This window comes from Nonomuraea sp. NPDC051941, from assembly GCF_044593615.1.
In genome coordinates, this window is record NZ_JBIUCF010000051.1 from 40,184 (window position 1) to 60,629 (window position 20,446).

The 20,446-nt window shown below is 72.2% G+C and carries 14 protein-coding genes and 2 pseudogenes; 9 read left to right on the top strand and 7 right to left on the bottom strand.

What is annotated here, in order from left to right; genetic code table 11:
- Positions 1–15: 15 nt before the first annotated feature.
- Entirely contained in the window at positions 16–495 is a 480-nt protein-coding gene (locus ACIHFD_RS53900) for a hypothetical protein (protein ID WP_397373531.1), read from the top strand.
- A gap of 373 nt (positions 496–868) precedes the next feature.
- Here ACIHFD_RS53900 and ACIHFD_RS53905 read toward each other — a convergent pair.
- Both ACIHFD_RS53905 and ACIHFD_RS53910 read right to left on the bottom strand, forming a co-directional pair.
- Positions 869–913, bottom strand: a pseudogene (locus ACIHFD_RS53905) (hypothetical protein); the annotation flags it as partial.
- Positions 910–2,046 (bottom strand): amidohydrolase family protein, encoded by a 1,137-nt coding sequence (locus ACIHFD_RS53910; RefSeq protein WP_397373532.1) that lies wholly within the window; start codon positions 2,044–2,046, stop codon positions 910–912. The pseudogene ACIHFD_RS53905 and the gene ACIHFD_RS53910, both read right to left, overlap by 4 nt.
- A 280-nt stretch (positions 2,047–2,326) precedes the next feature.
- On the opposite strand from ACIHFD_RS53910, the gene ACIHFD_RS53915 reads away from it, so the two are divergent.
- Together ACIHFD_RS53915 and ACIHFD_RS53920 are read left to right on the top strand one after the other, a co-directional pair.
- Positions 2,327–2,449, top strand: a complete 123-nt coding sequence (locus ACIHFD_RS53915) for a hypothetical protein (protein ID WP_397373533.1) — start codon at positions 2,327–2,329, stop codon at positions 2,447–2,449.
- A gap of 754 nt (positions 2,450–3,203) precedes the next feature.
- Positions 3,204–5,684, top strand: a complete 2,481-nt coding sequence (locus ACIHFD_RS53920) for a caspase family protein (protein WP_397373534.1) — start codon at positions 3,204–3,206, stop codon at positions 5,682–5,684.
- Here the strand turns inward: ACIHFD_RS53920 and ACIHFD_RS53925 are convergent.
- Positions 5,642–6,274: a hypothetical protein gene (locus ACIHFD_RS53925; RefSeq protein WP_397373535.1), complete on the bottom strand. Its 633-nt coding sequence runs from the start codon at positions 6,272–6,274 to the stop codon at positions 5,642–5,644. The genes ACIHFD_RS53920 and ACIHFD_RS53925 overlap by 43 nt on opposite strands.
- Positions 6,275–6,518: 244 nt before the next feature.
- Here ACIHFD_RS53925 and ACIHFD_RS53930 point away from each other — a divergent pair, with 244 nt between their 5' ends.
- Complete coding sequence (locus tag ACIHFD_RS53930) at positions 6,519–8,015, top strand: hypothetical protein (RefSeq protein ID WP_397373536.1); 1,497 nt, start codon at positions 6,519–6,521, stop codon at positions 8,013–8,015.
- A gap of 307 nt (positions 8,016–8,322) precedes the next feature.
- On the opposite strand, the pseudogene ACIHFD_RS53935 reads toward ACIHFD_RS53930, so the two are convergent.
- The 3 genes and pseudogenes from ACIHFD_RS53935 to ACIHFD_RS53945 all read right to left on the bottom strand — a co-directional run.
- Positions 8,323–8,559: pseudogene (locus tag ACIHFD_RS53935) on the bottom strand (AAA family ATPase); the annotation flags it as partial.
- A gap of 68 nt (positions 8,560–8,627) precedes the next feature.
- Positions 8,628–10,610, bottom strand: coding sequence for a hypothetical protein (locus tag ACIHFD_RS53940; protein ID WP_397373537.1), 1,983 nt, complete (start codon positions 10,608–10,610; stop codon positions 8,628–8,630).
- A 126-nt stretch (positions 10,611–10,736) separates the two neighbouring features.
- A complete protein-coding gene (locus ACIHFD_RS53945) occupies positions 10,737–10,916 on the bottom strand; it encodes a hypothetical protein (protein ID WP_363969476.1) in 180 nt (59 codons plus the stop codon).
- Positions 10,917–11,160: 244 nt separating this feature from the next.
- Between ACIHFD_RS53945 and ACIHFD_RS53950 the strand changes: the two genes are divergently transcribed.
- The 4 genes from ACIHFD_RS53950 to ACIHFD_RS53965 are packed head-to-tail and all read left to right on the top strand — an operon-like array spanning position 11,161 to position 17,159.
- Positions 11,161–14,436, top strand: a complete 3,276-nt coding sequence (locus ACIHFD_RS53950; RefSeq protein WP_397373538.1) for a type 2 lanthipeptide synthetase LanM family protein — start codon at positions 11,161–11,163, stop codon at positions 14,434–14,436.
- Positions 14,437–14,472: 36 nt separating this feature from the next.
- The gene (locus ACIHFD_RS53955; protein WP_397373539.1) at positions 14,473–16,635 is read left to right on the top strand and encodes a peptidase domain-containing ABC transporter; all 2,163 of its coding nucleotides are present in this window, start codon (positions 14,473–14,475) and stop codon (positions 16,633–16,635) included.
- 30 nt (positions 16,636–16,665) lie between these two features.
- Positions 16,666–16,884: a hypothetical protein gene (locus ACIHFD_RS53960; protein ID WP_397373540.1), complete on the top strand. Its 219-nt coding sequence runs from the start codon at positions 16,666–16,668 to the stop codon at positions 16,882–16,884.
- A 23-nt stretch (positions 16,885–16,907) separates the two neighbouring features.
- Entirely contained in the window at positions 16,908–17,159 is a 252-nt protein-coding gene (locus tag ACIHFD_RS53965; protein WP_397373541.1) for a hypothetical protein, read from the top strand.
- 47 nt (positions 17,160–17,206) lie between these two features.
- On the opposite strand, the gene ACIHFD_RS53970 is transcribed toward ACIHFD_RS53965, so the two are convergent.
- Positions 17,207–20,014: an ATP-binding protein gene (locus ACIHFD_RS53970; protein WP_397373542.1), complete on the bottom strand. Its 2,808-nt coding sequence runs from the start codon at positions 20,012–20,014 to the stop codon at positions 17,207–17,209.
- A 151-nt stretch (positions 20,015–20,165) separates the two neighbouring features.
- Here ACIHFD_RS53970 and ACIHFD_RS53975 point away from each other — a divergent pair, with 151 nt between their 5' ends.
- Positions 20,166–20,357, top strand: coding sequence for a hypothetical protein (locus tag ACIHFD_RS53975; protein WP_397373543.1), 192 nt, complete (start codon positions 20,166–20,168; stop codon positions 20,355–20,357).
- The last annotated feature ends 89 nt before the right edge of the window (positions 20,358–20,446 follow it).

Consider the following 20,446-nt stretch of genomic DNA (forward strand, 5'->3'; position numbering starts at 1 on the left):
GTCGTCATACCAACCATGATGAAGCTCATGATCACCGTGGCCGCCACCCTGACGCTCGCCGCCACCCCCGCCCTCGCCCAGACCAAGCCGGTTGTCGGTCCGAACGGTTTCGGCGGGCTGAAGCTCGGCATGTCGCTCAAGCAGGCCAAAGCGGCCGGGATCACCAAGAAGATCGACGGCGGCACCGACGGCTGCTCGGGCTGGGACCTGAAGAAGTATCCGACCGGCAAGGACAACGTCGGCCTGTACATCTCGCCGAAGCTGGGTGTGGCCGCCTTCTTCGCGCCCAAGGCCGCCAAGACTCCCGAAGGCGTGGCGGCCGGGACGGCCAAGTCGCAGCTGAAGAAGGTCTACCCGCACCTCAAGCAGGACACGCACGGCTTCTGGGTGACCACGGTGCCGGGCAACACGAAGGCCTACTACTCCTTCACCGTCCTGCACGGCAAGGTCACGGAGTTCGGCATGGCCCTGAAGAAGCAGGACTGCTTCAACTGAGCGGCTCTTCCGCAGGGTCACCGCACACAGCGCTGAGATCGGACACCCGGCAGGGCGGCGGTGCGGTCGTGGACGACCCGGGCGGGGGCGGCGTCGGTGGCCGGCCCTGAAGGCGTGGCCGGGCGGGCGCGGTGACGAAGCCTCCGCCCGGCTCCGGCGCCGGGTCGGCGGTGGCCGGCCACACCCCCCGCCGCCTCGCCGAGCAGCGCGTGCAGGCGTGGCGGCTGTCGTGATCGAGCCGGGCGAACGGCGATCGCTGTCCGGTGTACTGCACGACGCGCTCACGTAGCTCGCATCCCCGGGGCGTGAGCTGAAGGATCTTCGCGCGGCGATCGCCGGGGGGCGGCGCCCGCCGGACCAGGCCGTGCCTCTCCAGCCGGTCGCTCAGGGAGGTGGCGGTCGAGGCGTCGCAGTTCAGCCGGACAGCGAGGCGGCGCGGCGCCCCATCCGGTACACGGCCAGCGGGCGCCGCAGCGCGGTGATGTCGGAGAGCGGGTCACCCGCCACAGCCAGCAGATCGGCGTCGAACCCGGGCGCGATCCTGCCCTTGCGCTCCCCCACCCGGCAGACGCGGGCCGCACCCGATGTGATCGCCCGCAGTACGTCCAGGGGCGCGTACCCGTGCTCGACCAGCATCTCCGCCCCGTACGGCAGCACTCCGTGGGGCTTGGGCGGCCCGATGCCCGCGTCCGTCCCGATGACGAAGTCCACCCCGGCGGCCTGAACGGCCCGCAGCGCCTCCCTCATGCCCGCCATCCGCTGCTGGATGCGCGGCGGCAGCGGCGCCGGCCCGGGCGCCACCCCCGCTGTGAGGGACACCACGACGTCGGCGGCGGCCAGCCGGGCGATCATCGCGTGGTCCACCGCGTAGGAGTCCTCGGTGAAGAACGAGCAGTGCTCGATCGAGTCGAACCCGGCGTCCAGGACATGCGCGATCCCCTCCGCGCAGTGAACGTGCCCGGTGATCGGCAGGCCGTGCGCGTGGGCCTCGTCGGCCGCCGCCCTCAGCTCGGCGAGGCCGTACTGGAGCAGGTGGGAGTGCGTACCGGGCGTCATCTCGCCGCCCGTCACCATCATCTTGATCACGTGGACGCCGCGCGCCGCCCGTTCCCGTACGGCCTCGCGCACCCCGTGCTCCCCCGCCGCCTCACCGCCCAGGAACCAGCAGTGCCCCCTGGGAGTGGTGATCGGCGGCCCGGCGGAGAGGATCTCCGGCCCGTCGAGCCCGAGGTCGAGCCCGAGCGCCAGGTAGTCCCGGTCCCCCAGGTCGCGTACGGTCGTCACCCCGGCCGCGAGGTGCTGCCGCGCGGCCTGCCGCATCCGGTCGGCGAGCCCCGGCGGTTCCAGCATCGCCACGACGTCGCGGCTCGCGTCGAAGGCCAGGTGGACGTGGCAGTCGATGAGTCCGGGCAGCAGCGTGGCATCACCCAGGTCGACCGTGGCCGGCACCTCGGTGGTGATGCCGGTGACGCGGCCGTCCTCGACGATCACCACCTGGTCGTGGCGCATTTCCTGACCGTCGAAGAGACGGCGGGCGCGTAAGGCGAGCATGGCTCCACCGTCGCGCCCTCGCGCCGCGATCGCCTGAGTATGCCCTACTCAACTTCGCCCGCGCCCCCGGCGCCGGGGTCGACCGCCCCGGATCGCTAGCTCGGCTGCCGCTTCCTTTCCCAGCCGGCTGAAGTGATCTACACCACTCACCGCAGTCGCCCGTGGTGGCGACCGACTGGTAGCCGAGCGGTTTCACGGTCGCACAGCGTAGCGGCGACCATCCTCCTTTTGAGCATGCCTTGCTCATGCGGCGCCGCGCGGTGCAAAGCACAGTCGAGACATGAGAGCCTTCCTCGCAGCGGCGCTGTTGGCCACCGGGCTGGCGGCCACCGCCGAGCGCGCCCGCGTCGGCGTCGCGCCCTGGAGGACAGCTACCGCCGGCTACTGCCCGGCCGGCACGTGACAGGTCAAGCAGAACGTCTTCTCGGGTTGGGACGGCACCGCCACGCCGCGCGCGGCCGTCCGCGGACAGCGCCAGGGCCTCGGTCGCCGCCTGATTCATCCTGCGTTCCAGGCCACCTGCCACCACGGCCCGACCGCACCCCCCACCTCGACGCCCGCCGCGGCACCTGACCCCAGGAGGTCACAGTCATGGCATGCGCGCGTGGACTGCGCGGTCGCGGTCGCCGCAATCTCCAGCCTGCTCAACGCCGTTCGGGCCCGCGACGGGAAAGCCCCTCATCACCTACCCGGCTCGCCAGCCCGCCCTCCCGTGGGCCCCTCGGCTCAACCCGAGATGCCCCGAGCGCGATTCATGCGTCTGGATCCGCTGATGTGCTTCCTTCGCCGCTGCGGCGAAGACCGAGTTGAGCGCGGCGCGGTTATGGCCATAGGGGACCAGGCCGTGGCAGTTGCGGCACAGCGCCGGCGCGGCGGCGGGGTGGTCCCGCGCTCCGCGAGCATACGCGCAGGCGGGATCCCTGTCGGTATGGTGCCCCTCCGGCAGGGACTCACCGGCATCGGTGACGTCTTGCCGGTAGCCCGTTCGGCGTGTTCGACCTGCAGGCACAACTGCCGGTACCGCGGTCGGATTTTCCGAAAAGCTCCGGAGCTTCCAGGTAGCGACAGTGTGATCGTCGGCGATATCGGTATGTGACGGCTCAGTACCTGGCGACATGCCGTCTTCGTGGTGTCCTGCGTTTGCCCGGAGGCGGCCCATGGTGAGTGAGACGGTGCGGTTGCGGCTACGAGTGATCGACGCAGCCGCGGATGCCCAAGAGCTGGACGAGGCCACGGCCAGGCTGAGGAGCGAGCTCCTCGAACTGGACGTGGTGGCCAGCGCCGCCGAGGCGGGGGAGGCCGCTGAAGGCACCAGGGCGGTCCTGTCGTTCACGCTCGGAGGCCTGGTCATCGCGCTGGCCGGCACGGAACTGCTGGCCTCGATCGTGAACGCTGTGACCGCCTGGCTCAACCGCCATCAGCACCGTTCGGTCAAGCTGGAGATCGACGGCGACGTGCTGGAGCTGACCGGCATCCCGTCCAGGGAGCAACGCGAGCTCACCGACGTATGGTTGCGCCGCCGCAAGCAGCCGGACGCACCCGGCCAGTCCGGCCGCCGCCTCGCGTTGATCGTGGCCAGCGACGAGTTCGGAGATCCCGGGCTGCGGCGGCTGCGGGCGCCCGCACTTGACGCCGAGGCCTTGGCGAGGGTGCTGGGCGACGAGGCCATCGGCGGGTTCGACGTACGCACGATGCTCAACGAATCCACCACCGTCGTCAACGAAGCCGTGGAGGAGTTCTTCGCCGACTGTCGCCCCGACGACCTGCTGTTGCTGCACTTCTCCGGCCACGGGGTCAAGGACGACAACGGCGAACTGTATTTCGCCACGCCCAGCACCAAGCTCAACAGGCTCGGCGCCACCGCGGTGTCGGCGGAGTTCGTCAACCGGCGGATGGGCCGCAGCCGCTGCCGGCGCATCGTCCTGTTGCTCGACTGCTGCTACGCCGGCGCCTTCGCGCGGGGCGCGCTGCCGAGAGCGGGAACGGACGTGCACGTCGAGGAGCAGTTCGGCGGGCGCGGGCGGGTGGTCATCACGGCCTCCAATGCCCTGGAGTACGCCTTCGACGGGACCGACCTCGCCGACGCTCAGGAGACGACCTCGCCTTCGGTGTTCACCAGAGCGCTGGTCGAAGGGCTCGAGACCGGCGAGGCCGACCAGGACCAGGACGGCTATGTGGGCATACACGAGCTGTACGACTTCGTCTACGACAAGGTACGGGCCGTCACCCCCAAGCAGACGCCCGGGAAGTGGACGTTCGACGTACAGGGCGACTTGATCATCGCACGGCGCGGCCGTCCCGTGGATCGACCCGCGCCGTTGCCGACCGAGCTGCAGGAGGCCATCGACCACCCGATCGCCAAGATCCGGGAGGGTACGATCGGCGACTTGGAGCGGCTACGACACAGCCGCCACGCCGGGCTCGCGCTCGCGGCACGGCTGGCCCTGGAAGAGCTCGCGCACGACGACAGCCGATCCGTCTCGGCAGCGGCGTCACGCGCCCTCGGCCACCCCGCCGTCCCGCCTGAGAACCTGCCGGATGATGCCGGCCGTGGGACAGTCGCGGACGTCGGCCGCGCGGCGCCGCTCCCCACCGTGCCGGAGGCCGAGCAGGTGCCCGGCGGCGACGTGGAAGCCGACCAGGTTCGCGCGGCTGCGCGGGCTCCCGGCTCCTGGACCGGGAAACCTGGTGCGAGGAACGCCGCATCGGCGGACGTGGACGCGTCGCCGGACAGGGATTCCGACACGCCGGGCGGGCGGGTGTGGCTGCTCCTGGCATCGCGCGGATTGGCGCTGTTGTCAGGGCTGCTGCTGTTGCTCGGTCCGGAGCGCACGCCCCCGTTCTCCGCCATGTTCAGCAGTGGGGTCGTCGCTGACTACATCGTCTGGTTGTGGCTCTTGATCGCCGCGGCATTTGGGGTCGGTCTGCTGCCGGAGGGCCGATGGCGCACCGTGAGCCTCGGCGCGTCCGCCGGTCTGGCCGCGCTGCACCTGGGCGTATCTGCCCACGTCTACGCGGCTTTCAGTGCAGCCGAACTGGTCCCCATGGTATCCGGCCTGCTGATCCTGCTGGTCGCGTTCACGGAGACGGCCATGGCCCAGCCCGGCCGCTGGTGGTGGAGAGCCGCAGGAGCCTTCGGCGGAGCGCTCGCACTGGTCATGATCATCATCAACCAGTGGTTCCCCCACGACATGATGGACGATCCCGGGGAGGAGATCCCTTGGCGGGTGGTGTTCTCGGCCGTCGTGCTTTTGCTCGGGTTCTTTGTGACGCGGATGGTTCTGCACTGGCGAGCAGGCGGGGCGCGGCCGGCACTGGTCCTGGGCATGGCGGCCACGCTGCTGGTCGTCGCGGACGTGTGCGGCGTCTACCTGCTGAACGGCGGCTCGAGCTACCCGCAGATTCCGGCTTACACGCCCGCCCTGCTGGTGCTGCTGCTCATGGCCGCCCAGGCGCTCGATGACCGGCCGGAACTGCTCGCGGCGGTCCAGCTCACCGTCATCGTGGGACTTGGGCACAACCTGGCGATGGTCGAGACCTGGCCGGTTTTCGTGACAGTGCTTTTCGTCGCCGCGGCCTGCTCTGCGGCAGCGGTCTACCTGCCCGGCAGAGGCCTGCACTCGAGCCGCCGTCCTTGAGCGCTTGTTCGGCGTCGAGGTGGCGCCTGACCTCGGTGTTGTCTCCGATCCTGACGAGGCCGAGGAACAGCAGCCGCGCCCCTTCCGCGGGAACTCCGTCCGCAGGCTCGCGAACTCGTCCTCGTGGTGGAGGCGATCGCGTCGTCGATGCCACGGGAGGCGTGGTAACCGGCGACGGTCGAGGTATCGCCCTCGCGGTTCAGCCACATCACCCGCAGCGTGCGCGCCAACCGCGACAGCAACTCGGCCCGGTAGGCGCCCTTGCCCTGGCCGGTCGCGCCGCAAAGGTCGCGCAGGATGATGCCGACCAGGCCTGTCGCGAGCGACAGGCCGCTCTCCTCGGTGGGCAAGGTCACGGCCTGCCGTACCTCGTCGTCGGTCATCGCGCTGACGATGACCTGGCGCTTGGCCAGGGCTTCGCGAAGGTGAGGAAAGTCCGCGCGGGAGCCGTAGAAATCCGCGCAGACCATAGAGGCCCAACGCGACGGCGCCTTGGGCCAGGCCTGCGAGGGCGTCCGCAGCTCACCCTGAATTGCCGGCCAACCGGCGCGCGCCGCCTCTGGCCCTTGTGCACCCCCGACCGCTGACATCTGCCCATCACCAGGCGCGGACGACTGTCCTACTCACATGCCGAGTACCTGTTCAAGACCGCCTCGGCGGCTTGACCCACACCGTGAGGGGCGATCACCGCGGAGCACGACCACGCCCGGCATCTGGACGCAGCAGCTGATCAGGCCAAGCCCCCAGCACCGATGTCGATCTCTACCGGCATCATGGGCTCGGTCGAACGCCGGGACACGCTGCGTCGCCGCTGCGGCTCACTACTATTCCGCCATGCCTTTCGATCTTGCGCGGTACGCATTCCTGGCCGTGTTCTTCGCCCTGTTCGCGGGTCTTCCCGCGGCCGGGGCCATCCCTGCCGCGGTGCTTTCCGCCCCGCCCAACCGCCACGAGTTCATGAGCCGGCGATTCGTCGTCGTGGGATTGTTCGTGTCGTTCGCCGGCGTCTGGTTGATGGGGCTCGGCGCGTGGCTGGGGCGTGAGGATTCGCGCTACGGCGCCATCGAATCCCTCGGGATGCTGCTGATCACCCTCATAGGCGCGGGTCTGCTTGTCGCCGGTCTCGGGCCGCTGCCTTCGTGGCTGCTGGAGATCACCGGTCCGTACGCGGAACGGCTGCCGCTGCCCTTCCGCCTGGCGGCCCGCGACCTGGCCCACCGTCGTGGTCGCGCGGTGCTCGCGATCACGCTGGCGATGATGACGAGTGCTTTCGGCATCGCGCTGACGGTCATCGCGGTCGGCGAAACGACGCAGAGCAGGGCCGAATACTCTCCCCGGGCCCGGCCGGGCACCTTATTGGTCCGGTCGAGCACCTTATTCGGAGTACCTTTCTCGGCGGCGGATGCGGGCACCGTACGAGCGGCGATCGAACGGGAATTGCCCGGGGTGCCGATCGCGCAGAGCGAGCGCCTTTCCGCTGAGTCCTGGTACTTCCGCGCGAGGGCGGAGAATGTCGAAATACCGGAGGAGGCCGTCTACTGGGATCAGGCCATCGGTGATGAGAAGCTGCTGCGGTACCTCACGGGTGATCAGTCGACGCCATACGACGAGAGCACGGCCGTGGTGATCACGTCAGCCGACGTGAAGGTCGACTCGGTCGAACTCTCCTACGAGATCAACGAGGACGACGAGACGACGACGGCCAAGACCGTCCGGGCGGTCATTGCCAGGACCGCCGACCCGCACATGCAGACGATCTTCGTCCCCTCGAAGATCGTCCGGGACCTCGGCTACCAGCTCCAACCGGACGAGTTGATCGTCGACCCCGCCCTCCGGCGCATCACAGTGCAGGAACAGCGGCGCCTCGACGACCGGCTGGACGACGCGGTCGCGGAAACTTACGTCGAGCGGGGCTTCGAGGCTTCGACCGGGTGGCTGCCCGTCGTCGCGGCGGCGCTCCTCGTCGCCTTCGCGTGCGCGCTGGCCACCGGCTTTGGCCGGGCCGCAAACGCGCGCCAGGCCCGGGTCCTGAGGCGGGCCGGTAACGGATCGGCCGCGACCTTCCGGTGGTTCTGCGCCTTCCGCGCGGGTCTGAGCGCCCTGTACGGCACGCTCCTTGGCGCGGTCGCCGGATGTCCCGCCGGGATGTTGCTGCTGTGGCCCCTAACGGTGCGCACCACGTGGGAGGCACCGGTACGGGTGCCGTTCGAGACCCCCTGGCCAGCGATCGTGGCCGTCGTCGCCGGCCTTACCCTCCTCGCCGCCGCCCTCGGTGCGTTCCTCGCCCGCGAGCAGTCGCATCCTCCCAAACCCGCTGCGCCTCGACCCTGAAGCGGGTGAACCGAACCGTCATCTCGCGCACCAGCCGGGGCGTGCTGTGGCCACACCTCCCGTCACCATAGGTGGCGCCGGAGCGCAGCCGACGGTGACGGGAGTCTCTGAGGCCAGGTGGCGGCAGGTGACGGGTCAGGCCTCGACCCGCTGCACGCTGATCTCATACTGGTCCACAGCACCCTCCCACCGGGCCACCAGTGCGCCGCCCTCTTCTCCGGACTTGCGCATGTCGTGAAGACAAAGGGCGAGGTCGTCGGAGTGGGGGCGCAGAACGCGCCCAGGTGCGCCCGGCGAAAGGCGACTCCGCCTCGGACTCGACCCCGGTGGTGCGCAGCAGCTCCATGCCGCGCGCCTGCTCGGCCGCGTACTCCGCGAGGGCCGACTTGCCGATGCCCACGTCGCCTGCGATGACCAGCGCGCCGCTGCCGCCTTGCCGGAGGGCTTGGAGCAGCCGGTCGATCTCCGCCTTCTCGGCGGCTCGTCCATGTAACAAGGCACCCCTACCTCGGCCGATCACCTGCCTGGAGCACCGGTCTGCCATGGACGATCATCTCCCTGTCAGGCCGGATGTCATGCCAGATCGTCCGGAGCTCCAGGAGCCGGCGATGGCTATTGGCGGGAGAGCCCGCGGGTGAGGCCCGCCAGGATGGTCGTCGTGAGGATCCACCCCGCGGCGATCAGCGCGGCGGCGAGCCACTGTTGCAGGTCACGCGGGCCGAACGCGCTCTCCTGTCCGAAGGTGATGATCGGGAGGAGCAGGTCCAGGGTGTAGAGGAAGGGGTTGAAGGGGGGTGCCTCACCGGGTTTGACGGCCGGTGGCTGGTGGACGGCGAAAGCGACCGTGCCTATGAGGAGAAGGGCGGCGAGCCAGAGCGCGGCGCGGAACGGGCGGTAGCCGTACCCGACGGTCCAGTCCTGCAGGTAACCCCAGAGCCGCGCCCCGAGCCGCTGCCCCGTCCGGCGGCGGCGCTGTTTGGCCAGCAGCACGTCCCGAGCGGCCTCGTCGTGACCATGCCGGCGGTAGACGGCGGCCAGCTGCTCGTACGGTTGCGGCTGGTAGGCCTCCTTGGCCAGCCAGTCAAGGCGCTCCCGGACGGGCAGGGGCGTCTCCAGGCTTTCGTAGGTGAAGCCGTTCATCAGGAGTTGAGCGGGCCACCGGTCAGGAACGTCGTCGAGCAGGCCGACCCGGGTGTGGCGAAGGTCGACGGTGCGCAGCAGCAGGGTCTCCGGGCCGATCTTCAGCGACGCCGCTTCGACGCCACGCAGGTGAAGGTCGCCGTCGAGGGTGGTCTCGGCGAAGCACAGCGTGGAAGCGATCCGGGAGTTCCTGATCGAGAGGGCTCCGGTGGCCGTGAAGCCCTCGCAGCAGTCGACGCCACCGCCCGCGGTCACTTCCCACAGGGACAGAGCGCGCCCGCCGGGATTGCTGAGGACGGCGCCGTGAAACTCCAAGGTGCCCTCGACCTTGGCGTTGATGAGCACGATCTCGCCTTCGGCGCTGAAGCCCTCGCTGCAGCTGAGCCTGCCGGTGACCTCCAGCCGCCGCAGTGAGAGCGCCGTCGCGCCCGGGTTGGAGAGCCTCCCGCCGTCGACGTTGAGCGATCCGCGGACCTGCGTCGAGTCCAGGAAGACCGCTCCGGTCGCCACGAAGCCGGGTGTGGCCCGCAGTCCGCCGCCGAGCTCCATCAGCGGTGCGTTCAGCGCGCGTCCGCCCGGATTGGCCAGAGTCGCATGGCGGAAGAAGAGCTGCCCGGCCACCTGGGCTCCGCGCAGGAGGACTTCGCCTTCGGCGGCGAAGCCCTCATCGAAGAGCAGCCTGCCCTCGACGGTGAGCCTCTCCGCGTTCAGGGCGACGCCGCCGGGGTTGGACAGCCGGGCACCGCTGAACTCGCATCGGCGTCCCACCCGGGCATCCTGCACGCTCAGCTCGCCGTACGAGAGGAAGCCGTGCCGACCCGACAACCCGCCGTCGACGACGATCCCCTCGGCGGTGAGGCCGCGGCCGCCCGGCCGCCCGACCCGAGCGCCGTCGAGCGTCATCGTCCCGCCGATCCTGGCGCCCGCGAGGCGCATCTCACCGTCGATGACGGCGTTCGCGCACAGAAGGTCCCGGTTGACGGTCAGGCCGTCGGCGTGGACGGCCGGATCCGCGTGGATCGCCGTGTCGCTGAGATCCATCGTCCCGGACACGTGCGCTCCACCGAGCTGGATCGGGCCGTCCATCAGGCACCCCTCCAGGCGCAGGCCCCCACCGATCACGGCATCCGCGGCCCGCAGTCCGGGTAACCGGGAAGCCGCGAGGTCGACCAGGCCGGTGCGGGCTCCGGTGAGGACGGGCGCCTCCTCGAACTCACAGCCGGCCAGGATCAGAGGGTGCTGCACCTCGGCGTCGGACAGGTCCAGCCGGCCGGCGATCCGGGCTCCGGACAGCCGCAGGCCGGGCGTCTGTCCCGGCAGGCGTTCCTGGGCGCCGAACAGCAGCTTCGCGATGACCGCGGCCCGGACGGGGACGCCGGGAAGATCTACCGGACGCGCTACGGGAAACGCCTCCCAGAGGACGAGTTCCGGCTCGGAGAGATCATCGGTGATCACAGGGGCACTCCCAGAACGTCGTACGCGTCGGTAAGGAGATGCTCCAAGGTCATCACCGACTTCGCAACAGCGAAGACCTCTGCCGAGCCGGTCACTCTGCCCGGCTGATCCGGTGCCGGGGGCGGGTCACCAGCTGCCGGTGGCGCCGCCTCCGCCGCCGCTGCCGCCGCCGAAACCGCCGAAGCCGCCATCGCTGTCGGCCGCGGCGGGTCCCGCGATCGCGAGCATGGCGCAGGCGGCCAGCGCCACCGCGCCCACGACGATGCGCCGCAGTCGCCGGATGCCGGTCTTGCCGTTGTCGTTCATCGGTCCTCCTCGGTCGTGTCGGTTCCGGCGCCCATTGTGGGCAAGATCGGCCCCTGGGTGAATGGCCGCGGACCCGTAAATCCGGCGCCTCAGTGGTTTCACGTATCCCGCGGGCGACGGGGGCAGGCGGCTCACGGCGTTCACCGGATGCCGCGGCGGCCGGGTGCCGTCTCATCCTGCTGACAGCCAACGGCCAGGGGCCCGCCGAAGCGCGTGGTCCCCGCGAGCAGCGAGGATGCCACCTTTGTCACACATCGCCGCGACGCCGGCACAACGTACAGACACGGACGCGGAACCGGCACCGCACTGGTGGGCCGGGGCGCTCACGCTCGCCGAGCGGCTGGCGCTCACCACCCGGCCCGCTCCCCGCGAGAGCGACCTGGCCGAGCGGCGGCTCGCGCGCTGGCGGGCCGCCCACCGCATGGACGAGGACGGCCGGTTCGAGGCCAGGCTCGCCGACCTCGGCATCGACGCCGGCGTGCTGCTCGCGCTGCTGGCCGAGCCGCCCGAGGAGCTGGCGTCGCGCGCACCCCGGCCGGCCTGGGCCGGCACCGTCGAAGCCGCGCTCGTGGCGGCCTCCCTGGGCGGCGGCGCCCAGGTCGCGCCGCCGGAGCTCGACGAGGCGACGTTCACGTGGGACGCGGGGTTCGCGCGGATCGTCGCCCCGTTCGTCCGGGACGCCATCGACCGGATGGTGTCCGGTGCGCCGGACGGGCTCGGGAAGGTGGCGGCTCTGCGGCGCGGGTTCGCGGACCAGCTCGGCAGGCAGCTCGTCTCGCTCGCCTCGCGCGTGCTCGTCCTGGAGCTGAACGTGGCCCGGGTACGCGGCGAGCTGCACGGGGACAGCGCCGAAGAGCGTTTCCGGTCCTTCACGGCGCGGCTGGCCGGCCGGGAAGGGCTGGCGGGGCTGCTGTCCGAGTACGTCGTGCTGGCACGGCTGATGGCCCAATGCGCCGACCACGCCGTGGAGACCTACCTGGAGCTGCTGCGGCGGCTGGCCGCCGACCGGTCCGCGATCGTGGCGGAGCTGTTCGGCGGGACCGAGCCGGGGCCGCTGGCCGAGGTGGTCATGGGCGTGGGCGACGGGCACCGGGGCGGGCGGTCGGTCGGGCTGCTGCGGTTCGAGAGCGGGGCGCGGGTGGTCTACAAGCCGCGGTCGCTGGCCGTGCACGCGCACTTCAACCGGGCGCTCGGCTGGCTCGACGACCGGATGCCCGGCCTCGGCCTGCGCGTGCTGACCGTGCTGGAACGGCCGGGCCACGGCTGGGTGGAGTACGCCGAGCACGGGCCCTGCGCGGACGAGGCCGGCGTACGTGCCTTCTACCGGCGGCAGGGCGCCCTGCTGGCCCTGCTGTACGCGCTCGACGGCGTGGACTTCCACTTCGAGAACCTCATCGCCGCCGGTGACCAGCCGGTGCTGGTCGACCTGGAGGCGCTGTTCCACCCGGCGATCCCCAGGGGCGGCGCCCGCGGGCGTACCGACGACGACCCGGCCGAACGGGCGCTGGACACCTCGGTCGCCCGGGTGGGGCTGCTGCCGGCCGTCGTGTGGAGCAAGGACGGCGGCGCCCTCGACATGGGAGGCATGGGCGGGGACGCGGGCAGCACGCTGCCGTTCGAGTCGGCCGGCTGGTCCGCCGCGGGGACCGACGAGATGCGGCTGATCCGGGAGCGGGCGGCCTTCCCCGGCAGCAGCAACCGACCGGGCGTCGGTGACGCCGTCGCCGATCCGGCCGACCACGTCGAGGACTTCCTGTCCGGTTTCACCGGTGCGTACGAGGTCATCGCCGCCCACCGCGACGAGCTGCTCGCACCCGGCGGCGTCCTGGCGGCCTTCCAGGGGGACGAGATCCGCGTGGTGATGCGGCCCACGCAGCTGTACGGCACCCTGCTGCTGGAGTCGACCCACCCGGATGTCATGCGTGACGCCCTGGACCGCGACCACGTGCTCGACGCGCTGTGGGCCGCCTGCGCCGACGACCCGGTCCGCCGCCGGCTGGTCCCCGCCGAGATCGCCGACGTCTGGAACGGCGACATCCCCCTCTTCTCCGGCCGCCCCGGCACGCCCGACCTGTGGACCAGCCGGGACGAGCCGCTGGCCGGCGCGCTCATGGACGTGCCCTCCTCGGACGCCGCCGCCAAGATCCGCGCCATGGGCCCCCGGGATCTGGCCGAGCAGCAGTGGATCATCCGCGCTTCCCTGGCCAGCCGCCGCGACCGCGACCGCGTATGGACCTCCACCGCCCCTGCGGCTCCCGCCGCCCCCACCCCGCCGGCGGACGGGCTCGCGGACCGGCTCGTGGCCATGGCCACGGCGCTCGGGGACGAACTCGCCGAACGCGCCCATCGCGACGCCTCCGCCGCCAACTGGCTCGGCATGGAGCTCGTGGGCGAGACCCGCTGGACGGTCGGCACGCTCAAGAGCGACCTGTACGGCGGCACCCCCGGTGTCGCCCTCTTCCTCGGCCAGCTCGCCAGGATCACCGGCGAGACCCGCCACGCCGACCTCGCCATGCGGGCTCTGGCCTGGGTCCCCGGCTTCGTGGACGGCATCGCCGGGAATGTCACGGCGTTCCCGTGCGGGCCGTTCAACAGCGCCGTCGGGCTGGCGTACGCGCTGACGCACCTGGCCCGCGACCTCGGCGCGCCCGACCTGCTCGACCACGTCGAACCCCTGATCGCCGCGACGACCGGCGCCGCCGCCACGGACGAGGGACTCGACGTCGTGGGCGGCGCGGCCGGCTGCCTGGCCGCGATGCTCGCCGTCCACGAGGCGACCGGGCTGCCGAACGCGCTGGACGTGGCCCGCACCTGCGCCGACCGGCTCGTCGAGACGGCGCGGCCGCAGGACGGCGGGGTGGCGTGGCACGGTCACATCCCCGCCTCGGCGCCCTTGACCGGGTTCTCCCACGGGGCCGCGGGGATCGGCTGGGCGCTGCTCCGCTTCGCCGCCCGGACCGGCGAGGCACGGTACGCGGAGACCGGCCTGGCCGCCTTCGCCTATGAGCGTTCCCGATTCGACGCCCGCATCGGCAACTGGCCCGACTTCCGGGACCTACCCGACGCCTCGGCGAACCCCTCCGGCCTGCCCCCGTCCATGCAGGGGTGGTGCCACGGCGCGCCCGGCATCGGCCTGGCCCGCGCCGACCTCCTCCGCCGTCCCGGCCTGAGCACCGAAGCGGCCGATGACCTCGCCGCCGACCTGGACGTGGCACTGCGCTCGTACGTGAGCACCCCGCCCGGCATCGTCGGCCACAGCCTGTGCCACGGCGAGGCCGGGAACCTGGAGCTCCTCACCCACGCCGTCGCCGCGGGCAGGCACGACCTGACGGACACCCTGCGCCTGCGGGCCGGCGTCCTGCTCGCCCAGCTCGCCGACGGCCCGCTCTGCGGCACCCCGGGCGGCGTGACGACGCCGGGTCTGATGTCCGGTCTGGCGGGGATCGGGCACGGTCTCCTGCGGCTGGCCGCCCCCGCCGAGGTGCCGTCCGTCCTGGTCCTGGCCCCGCCGGCCGCCTGAAGCGCCACGTACCCGTTAAAGAAAGGGGCTGCCGTGATGCGGCGCCGCGTCCCCGTCCGCCTGCAACTGACCACGAGCGAGTGCGGGGCCGCCGTCCTGGCCATGCTGCTGAGCCACCACGGCAGGCACGCCTCGGTCGCCGAGTGCCGTGACCTGCTGGGCCCGGGCAGAGACGGCGTGTCCGTCGCCCGGCTGGTCGCGGCGGCCCGCGAGTACGGGCTGACGGCCACGGCGGAACGGGTGGCGGATCCGCTCGGCGAGCCGCCGCGGGCGCCGTTCATCGCCTACTTCTCCGCCCACCACTTCGTCGTCGTCGAGGGGCCGGGCAGGGGCGGCGTGCGGATCGTCGACCCGGGCAACGGCCGCCGGACCATGCCGCGGGAGGAGTTCGCGCGGCGGTACGGCGGCGTGGTGATCGAGTGCGCGCCCGGTCCCGGGTTCGTCAGGAGGCGCGCGTCGCCGTGGCGGTCGACGCCGGTCCGCTACCTGCGCGACTTCGCGGCGGTGCCGGGCGGCCGGCGTCGCCTGGCCGGGGTGCTGGCGTTGGCGGCGGCCATCCAGCTGCTGGCGCTGGCGCTGCCGCTCGCCACCAAGTCCGTGGTAGACGAGCTGGTCCCCGCCGGGCGCGGCGACCTGCTGCCGGTGCTCGGCTGGGCGGTGTTCGGCACGGCGGCGCTGCACGGCACGCTCACCTTCCTGCGCGCCCGCCTCCTGCTCGCCCTCCGGGCCCGCGCCGACGAGCGGCTGACCGGCCGTTTCGTCGGCCACCTGCTGCGGCTGCCGATCGGGTTCTTCCTCCAGCGCAGCCGGGGCGACCTGCTCCTGCGCGTCGGCAGCATCGCCACCACCAGGGAGGCGGTCACGCAGCAGAGCGTCACGCTCGCGCTCGACATGGTCCTGCTGTCCGCGTACGGGATCGCGCTCGTCCTCCTCGTCCCCTGGTACGCGCTCATGGTCGGCGCGCTGGCGGCCGGGCAGGCGGGGCTGATGGTGGCCTCGTACCGGCGGCTGCGGACCCTGTCCCAGGCGGAGCTGGGCGCCCGCGCGGGCGAGCAGGGGTATCTCGTCGAGACGTTGCAGGCGATGCTGCCGCTCAAGGCCAACGGCGTGGAGTCGCGGGCACAGGCGCGCTGGCGGGAGCTGTTCGGGACGTACCAGACGGCCATGCTGCGGCGGGGACGCGCCAGCTCCTGGTTCGAGGCTGCGCAGGGAGCGGTGGCCGTGTTCGCGCCGCTCGCGCTGCTGTGGTGCGGCGCGTGGCTGGTGCTCGGCGGGCGCATGTCGCTGGGCACCATGCTGGCGGTGAACGCCCTGGCGATGTCGGTGCTGGCGCCGTTGCAGGCGTTCGTGGGGACGGTGCAGCTGTACTCCATGCTGCGCGGCCAGTTCGAGCGCATCTATGACGTGCTCGACGCCGCCCCCGAGCCGAGCGGCGCCCGGCTGCTGCCCGCCGGGCGGCCGGTCGCGATCCGGGCCGAGGGCGTCGCCTTCCGGTACGCGCCCGACTCGCCGCCCGTGCTGCGGGAGATGTCGTTCGAGGTGCCCGCGGGGGCGAAGCTCGGCGTCGTCGGGCGTACCGGGTCGGGCAAGAGCACGCTCGCCCTGCTGGTGCTCGGGCTGCTGCGGCCGGAGACGGGCGAGATACGGCACGACGGCGTACCCGTCCAGGAGCTGGACGTGGCGGCGCTGCGGCGCGAATGCGGCGCGGTGCTGCAGGAGCTGTCGCTGTTCAACGGCTCGATCCGCGACAACATCACGCTCGGCAGCCCCGACGCCACGGACGACGACGTGGTGACCGCCGCGCTCGTCGCGGGGCTGCACCACGACGTCGAACGCCTGCCCATGGGCTACGACACCAACGTCGGCGAGGGCGGCGCCGCGCTCTCGGCCGGGCAACGGCAGCGGGTCGCGCTCGCCAGGGCCATCGTGCACCGGCCGCGCCTGCTCATCCTCGACGAGGCCACCAGCCACCTCGACCCCCAGACCGAACGCCGGGTCGACGCCGCCCTGTCGGAGCTGCGGGTCACCCGGATCGTCGTCTCGCACCGGCTGAGCGCGATCCGCGACGCCCACGAAGTCCTCGTCATCGATCAGGGCCGCATCGTCGGCCGCGGAACCCACGAAAGGCTGGTGAGCAGCCCAGGACCCTACCGCGACCTGTTCGGCGCTCCGCCGGTGCCCGATCCGCTGAGCGCCTGAAATCACCCATCTTCATGGAAGGAGACAGAAATGTCGGCCGACGACCAGATCAGATCCTGGAAAACCCCCGAGCTCCGCGGGCGCGACGAAGCCCACCCCGCGGGTGAGATCAACCTGGGCGCCCTGAGCGGCGGCGAGAAGGAGATCCCCGGCTTCGACGACTACACCAACTTCTTCAGCTGCTGGCAGAGCTGCGAGCGGACCATGTGGGTCGGGACCTGCCGCTACTCCAGCCTCGGCTGCTGCTGACCACGGACAGAGGAGAACACGCCATGACGAACGACGACCTCATCCGCTCCTGGAAGGACCCCATCCACCGGGCCGCGTACGGCGCCGGCCTGCCGCACCCTGCCGGCGACCTCGACCTGGAGACGGCGCGGCTGGGGGGCGGCGTGGAGCAGGACCCGCTGAACAGCACCCAGCACCTGGCCACCATCGGCTGCTGCGGCGGCTACACCTCCGAGGTGCGCTGCGCGGTGAGCGCGCTGTACATCATTTACTGCTCGCCCTGGATCCTGGTCTGACAGACCGGTGACCGGCCGCGCGGCACCGGATCCGTGCCCGCGGCCGGTCACCCGGAGAGCCGGTGCGCCAGGGCGGCCCGGGTCTTCACCCCGAGCTTCCTGAACACGCTGGCCAGATGCGTCTCCACCGTCCTGGGGCTGAGGAACAGGCGCTCGCCGATCTCCCGGTTCGTCATGCCGTACGCGACCAGCTCGGCGATCTCCCGCTCCCGCTCCGACAACGAGCTCCCGGCGCCGGGCCGGTGGGCCAGGCCGGCGGCCATCCGGCGCTGCTCGACGCCCACCTGGGCCGCCAGCCACGGCGCGCCGCACGACAGGAACAGCTCTTTCGCCTGCCCGAGCTGCTGCTTGGCGGCCCGCGAGTCGTCGTCGCGGCGCAGCACACCGGCCAGCAGCATCCGGCCGAGCGCCTCCCCGATGGGCAGCCCGGCAGCCGCGAACCGGTCCACGGCCTCGCGCGCCGCCTCCTCCGCCTCGTCCTGCCGGCCCTGCGCGAGCGCGAGGACGGCACGGGCCCGCGCCAGGAAACCCGCCTGCACGGGCGGGGCGCCGAGCTCCACGACGCGGGCGGCGCGCTCGTACCACTCCCTGCCCGCCGTCAGATCGCCCCGGGTGACCTCCACCTCCGAACGCAGCGCGTAACTGCCGACCACGCCCGGGCCGAGACCGGCCGGGTCGGCGGGCACCCGCGCCGCCAGCAGCCGCCCGCACGCCTCCGTCTCGCCGACCGAGAACAGCACCTCCGACACCGCCTGGTCCGAGATGGTCCGCCACCAGGCCGAGCGCAGCACCTGCCCCCGCCGCGCCGGCTCGATCAGCGGCATCGCCGCGTCCGGGCCGTTCAGCCACAGCAGCGGGCGCGACTTCGTGACGTGGACGAACGCCAGCATCTCCGCGCTGCCCAGATGCCGCGCGATCTCCTCGGCCTCCTCGGCGTCGCCCAGCGCCCGGTCGACGTCCCCCAGCCGGGCATGGACGGTGGCGCGGGCGGCGTACAGCAGCGGCACCACGTGGCTGCGCCCGTGGTCACGGGCCACCCGCAGCCCGCGGGCCAGGTGCCGCAGCGCGTCGGCGTTGCGGTCGGCCAGGAACTCGCCCCACGCCAGCGCGGCCACGAGCCCGAGGTCATCGCACAGCTCGCGGTCGGTCAGCCCGTTCACCAGCGCGTCCGCCCGGTCGAGATACCGGTACGCCGCCCAGAAGTCGCACCGGTAGAGCGCCGCGACCGCCAGCAGCGTCACGGCCGTGGCCGGCAACCCTCGCCGGGTACGCGGTCCTGCCAGCCCGAGCGCGAGCGAGGCGTTCTCCCGCCCCTCGTCCCAGCGCCCGTCCAGCAGGTCGTTGGCCGCCAGCTCCACCAGCAGCGCGCACCGCCCGCCGGAGTCGCCGCCCGGGGCCTGGTCCAGGTGGCCCAGCTCGGCGGTCAGGATCGCCCGGGCCTCCTCGAAGCGGCCCAGCGAGCGCTCCATCATGGACATCAGCTCCACCGCCTGGTCGCGGTGGTCGCCGCCCGCCTGCATGACCTCGCGCAGCAGCGTACGGCTCTCCGCCAGCTGCCCGGACACGCCCAGCGCCGCCGCGAGTGACAGCAGCAGGCCGGCGCGCCGCCCGCCGGGGACGTCGTCCGGCAGGGCCCGCAGGGCGGCGCGGAACCAGCGCGCCGCCGTCGCCGGGGCGGTCGCGGCCACCGCGTCCGCCCCCTCGGCCAGCAGTGCGGCCCCGACCGCGTCGCCGATCACGATCGCGTGCTCCATGTGCACCGCGCACCGCACGGCCGGCGCGCCGTGCGCGCGCAAGTACTCGGCCGCGCGCCGGTGCGCCGCCATCCGCCACGCGGGACCCGCCATCCGGTACGCCGCCGCCCGCACCAGCGGATGCCGGAAGCCCAGGGTCCGCGGGCCGGAGGACAGGACGTTCCGGTGTACGAGGTCGTCCAGGGCGGGCACCACCGTGGCCAGGTCCAGCTCCGACACCGCCGCCACCAGCGTCGCGTCCAGCTCGTCGCCCACCACCGCCGCGGCCCGCGCCACCAGCCCCTGCACCTGGTCGAGGCCCGACAGCTCGGCGGCGATCAGCCGGTCCAGGGCGTTCGCCGCGACGGGGCTCGCGGCCTCGGCGGGATCGTCGCCGTCCGGCAGCGCGGCCAGGATCTCCAGGAACAGCGGATTGCCGCCGCTGCGCTCGTACAGGCGGCGCCGGCGGGGCGCGGACATCTCCTCACCCAGCAGCGCGTCCGCGTCGCCCGCCGACAGCGGGCCGAGGGGCAGCGCCACCACGGAGGCCGCGGCCAGCGAGCGCGTCAGCCCGGCCGGCAGCCCGCCGGTGCGCGCCGCGAGCAGGACGATCACGCGCCGATCCGGCGGATGCCGGATGAAGTAGTCGAGGGCCTCGATGGAGGCGTCGTCGGCCCACTGCACGTCGTCCAGCAGCACGACCAGGCCGTCCCGCTCCGAGATGCGCTCCACGAGGCGGTGCGACGCCCGGAACAACCGGTGCCGGTTCAGCGCCGCCAGCCCGCGGGCCACTCCCCCGGCGTCCGCGCCGGCCTCGGCGGACAGCAGCGCGCGGATCTGCTCCAGATCGGCGGCCAGCTGGAGGTGGCGGTCGCCGTCGGCCAGCGCGTCGAACAGGATCCCGAACGGCGCGCTGCGCTCGAACTCGGTGGCCCGCCCCGCCATCGCCGGCAAGCCCCGCTCCCGCGCCAGCTCGGCGACCGCCGTCAGCAGCCGGCTCTTGCCGATCCCCGGGTCCCCTGTCATCAGCACGAACGTCGTCCCATGCGGCTTGTCCAGCAGCCGCACCAGGTGATCGAGCTCGGCGGAACGACCCGTCAACGGGCGCCGGGTCACCAGCACGTCATAACCTCCCCGCCAGGAAGATCGTCGATCCCACCCCCATCTCTATCCCACTCAGCCGTTCCGTCAAGGATTACGTGGTTTCCCCGATGTTTCCGCTTCCGGAATATGACGGATGCCGCGGGCGTCCCCGCCGGCGCATCGTGCTCTCATGAGCGACGACGACCTCACCCGACTCTGGAAAGACCCCTACCACCGCGACGCCGGCGTACCCCATCCCGCGGGCGAGATCATGATCCCCGAGCACGGCGGCACCCAGGAGATGCCGACGCTGGGGACCACGTTCATCATCTGCACCCTGCCCGGCTGCAACCCCACCGTGTTCTTCGGCTGCACCTACTGATCGCATAACCTATAACGCTCGCCAGCGGAGCATCCTAGGGGGCATTCATCGACAAGAGTGGCTGACGGTGTACGTTATAACCGTCAGCC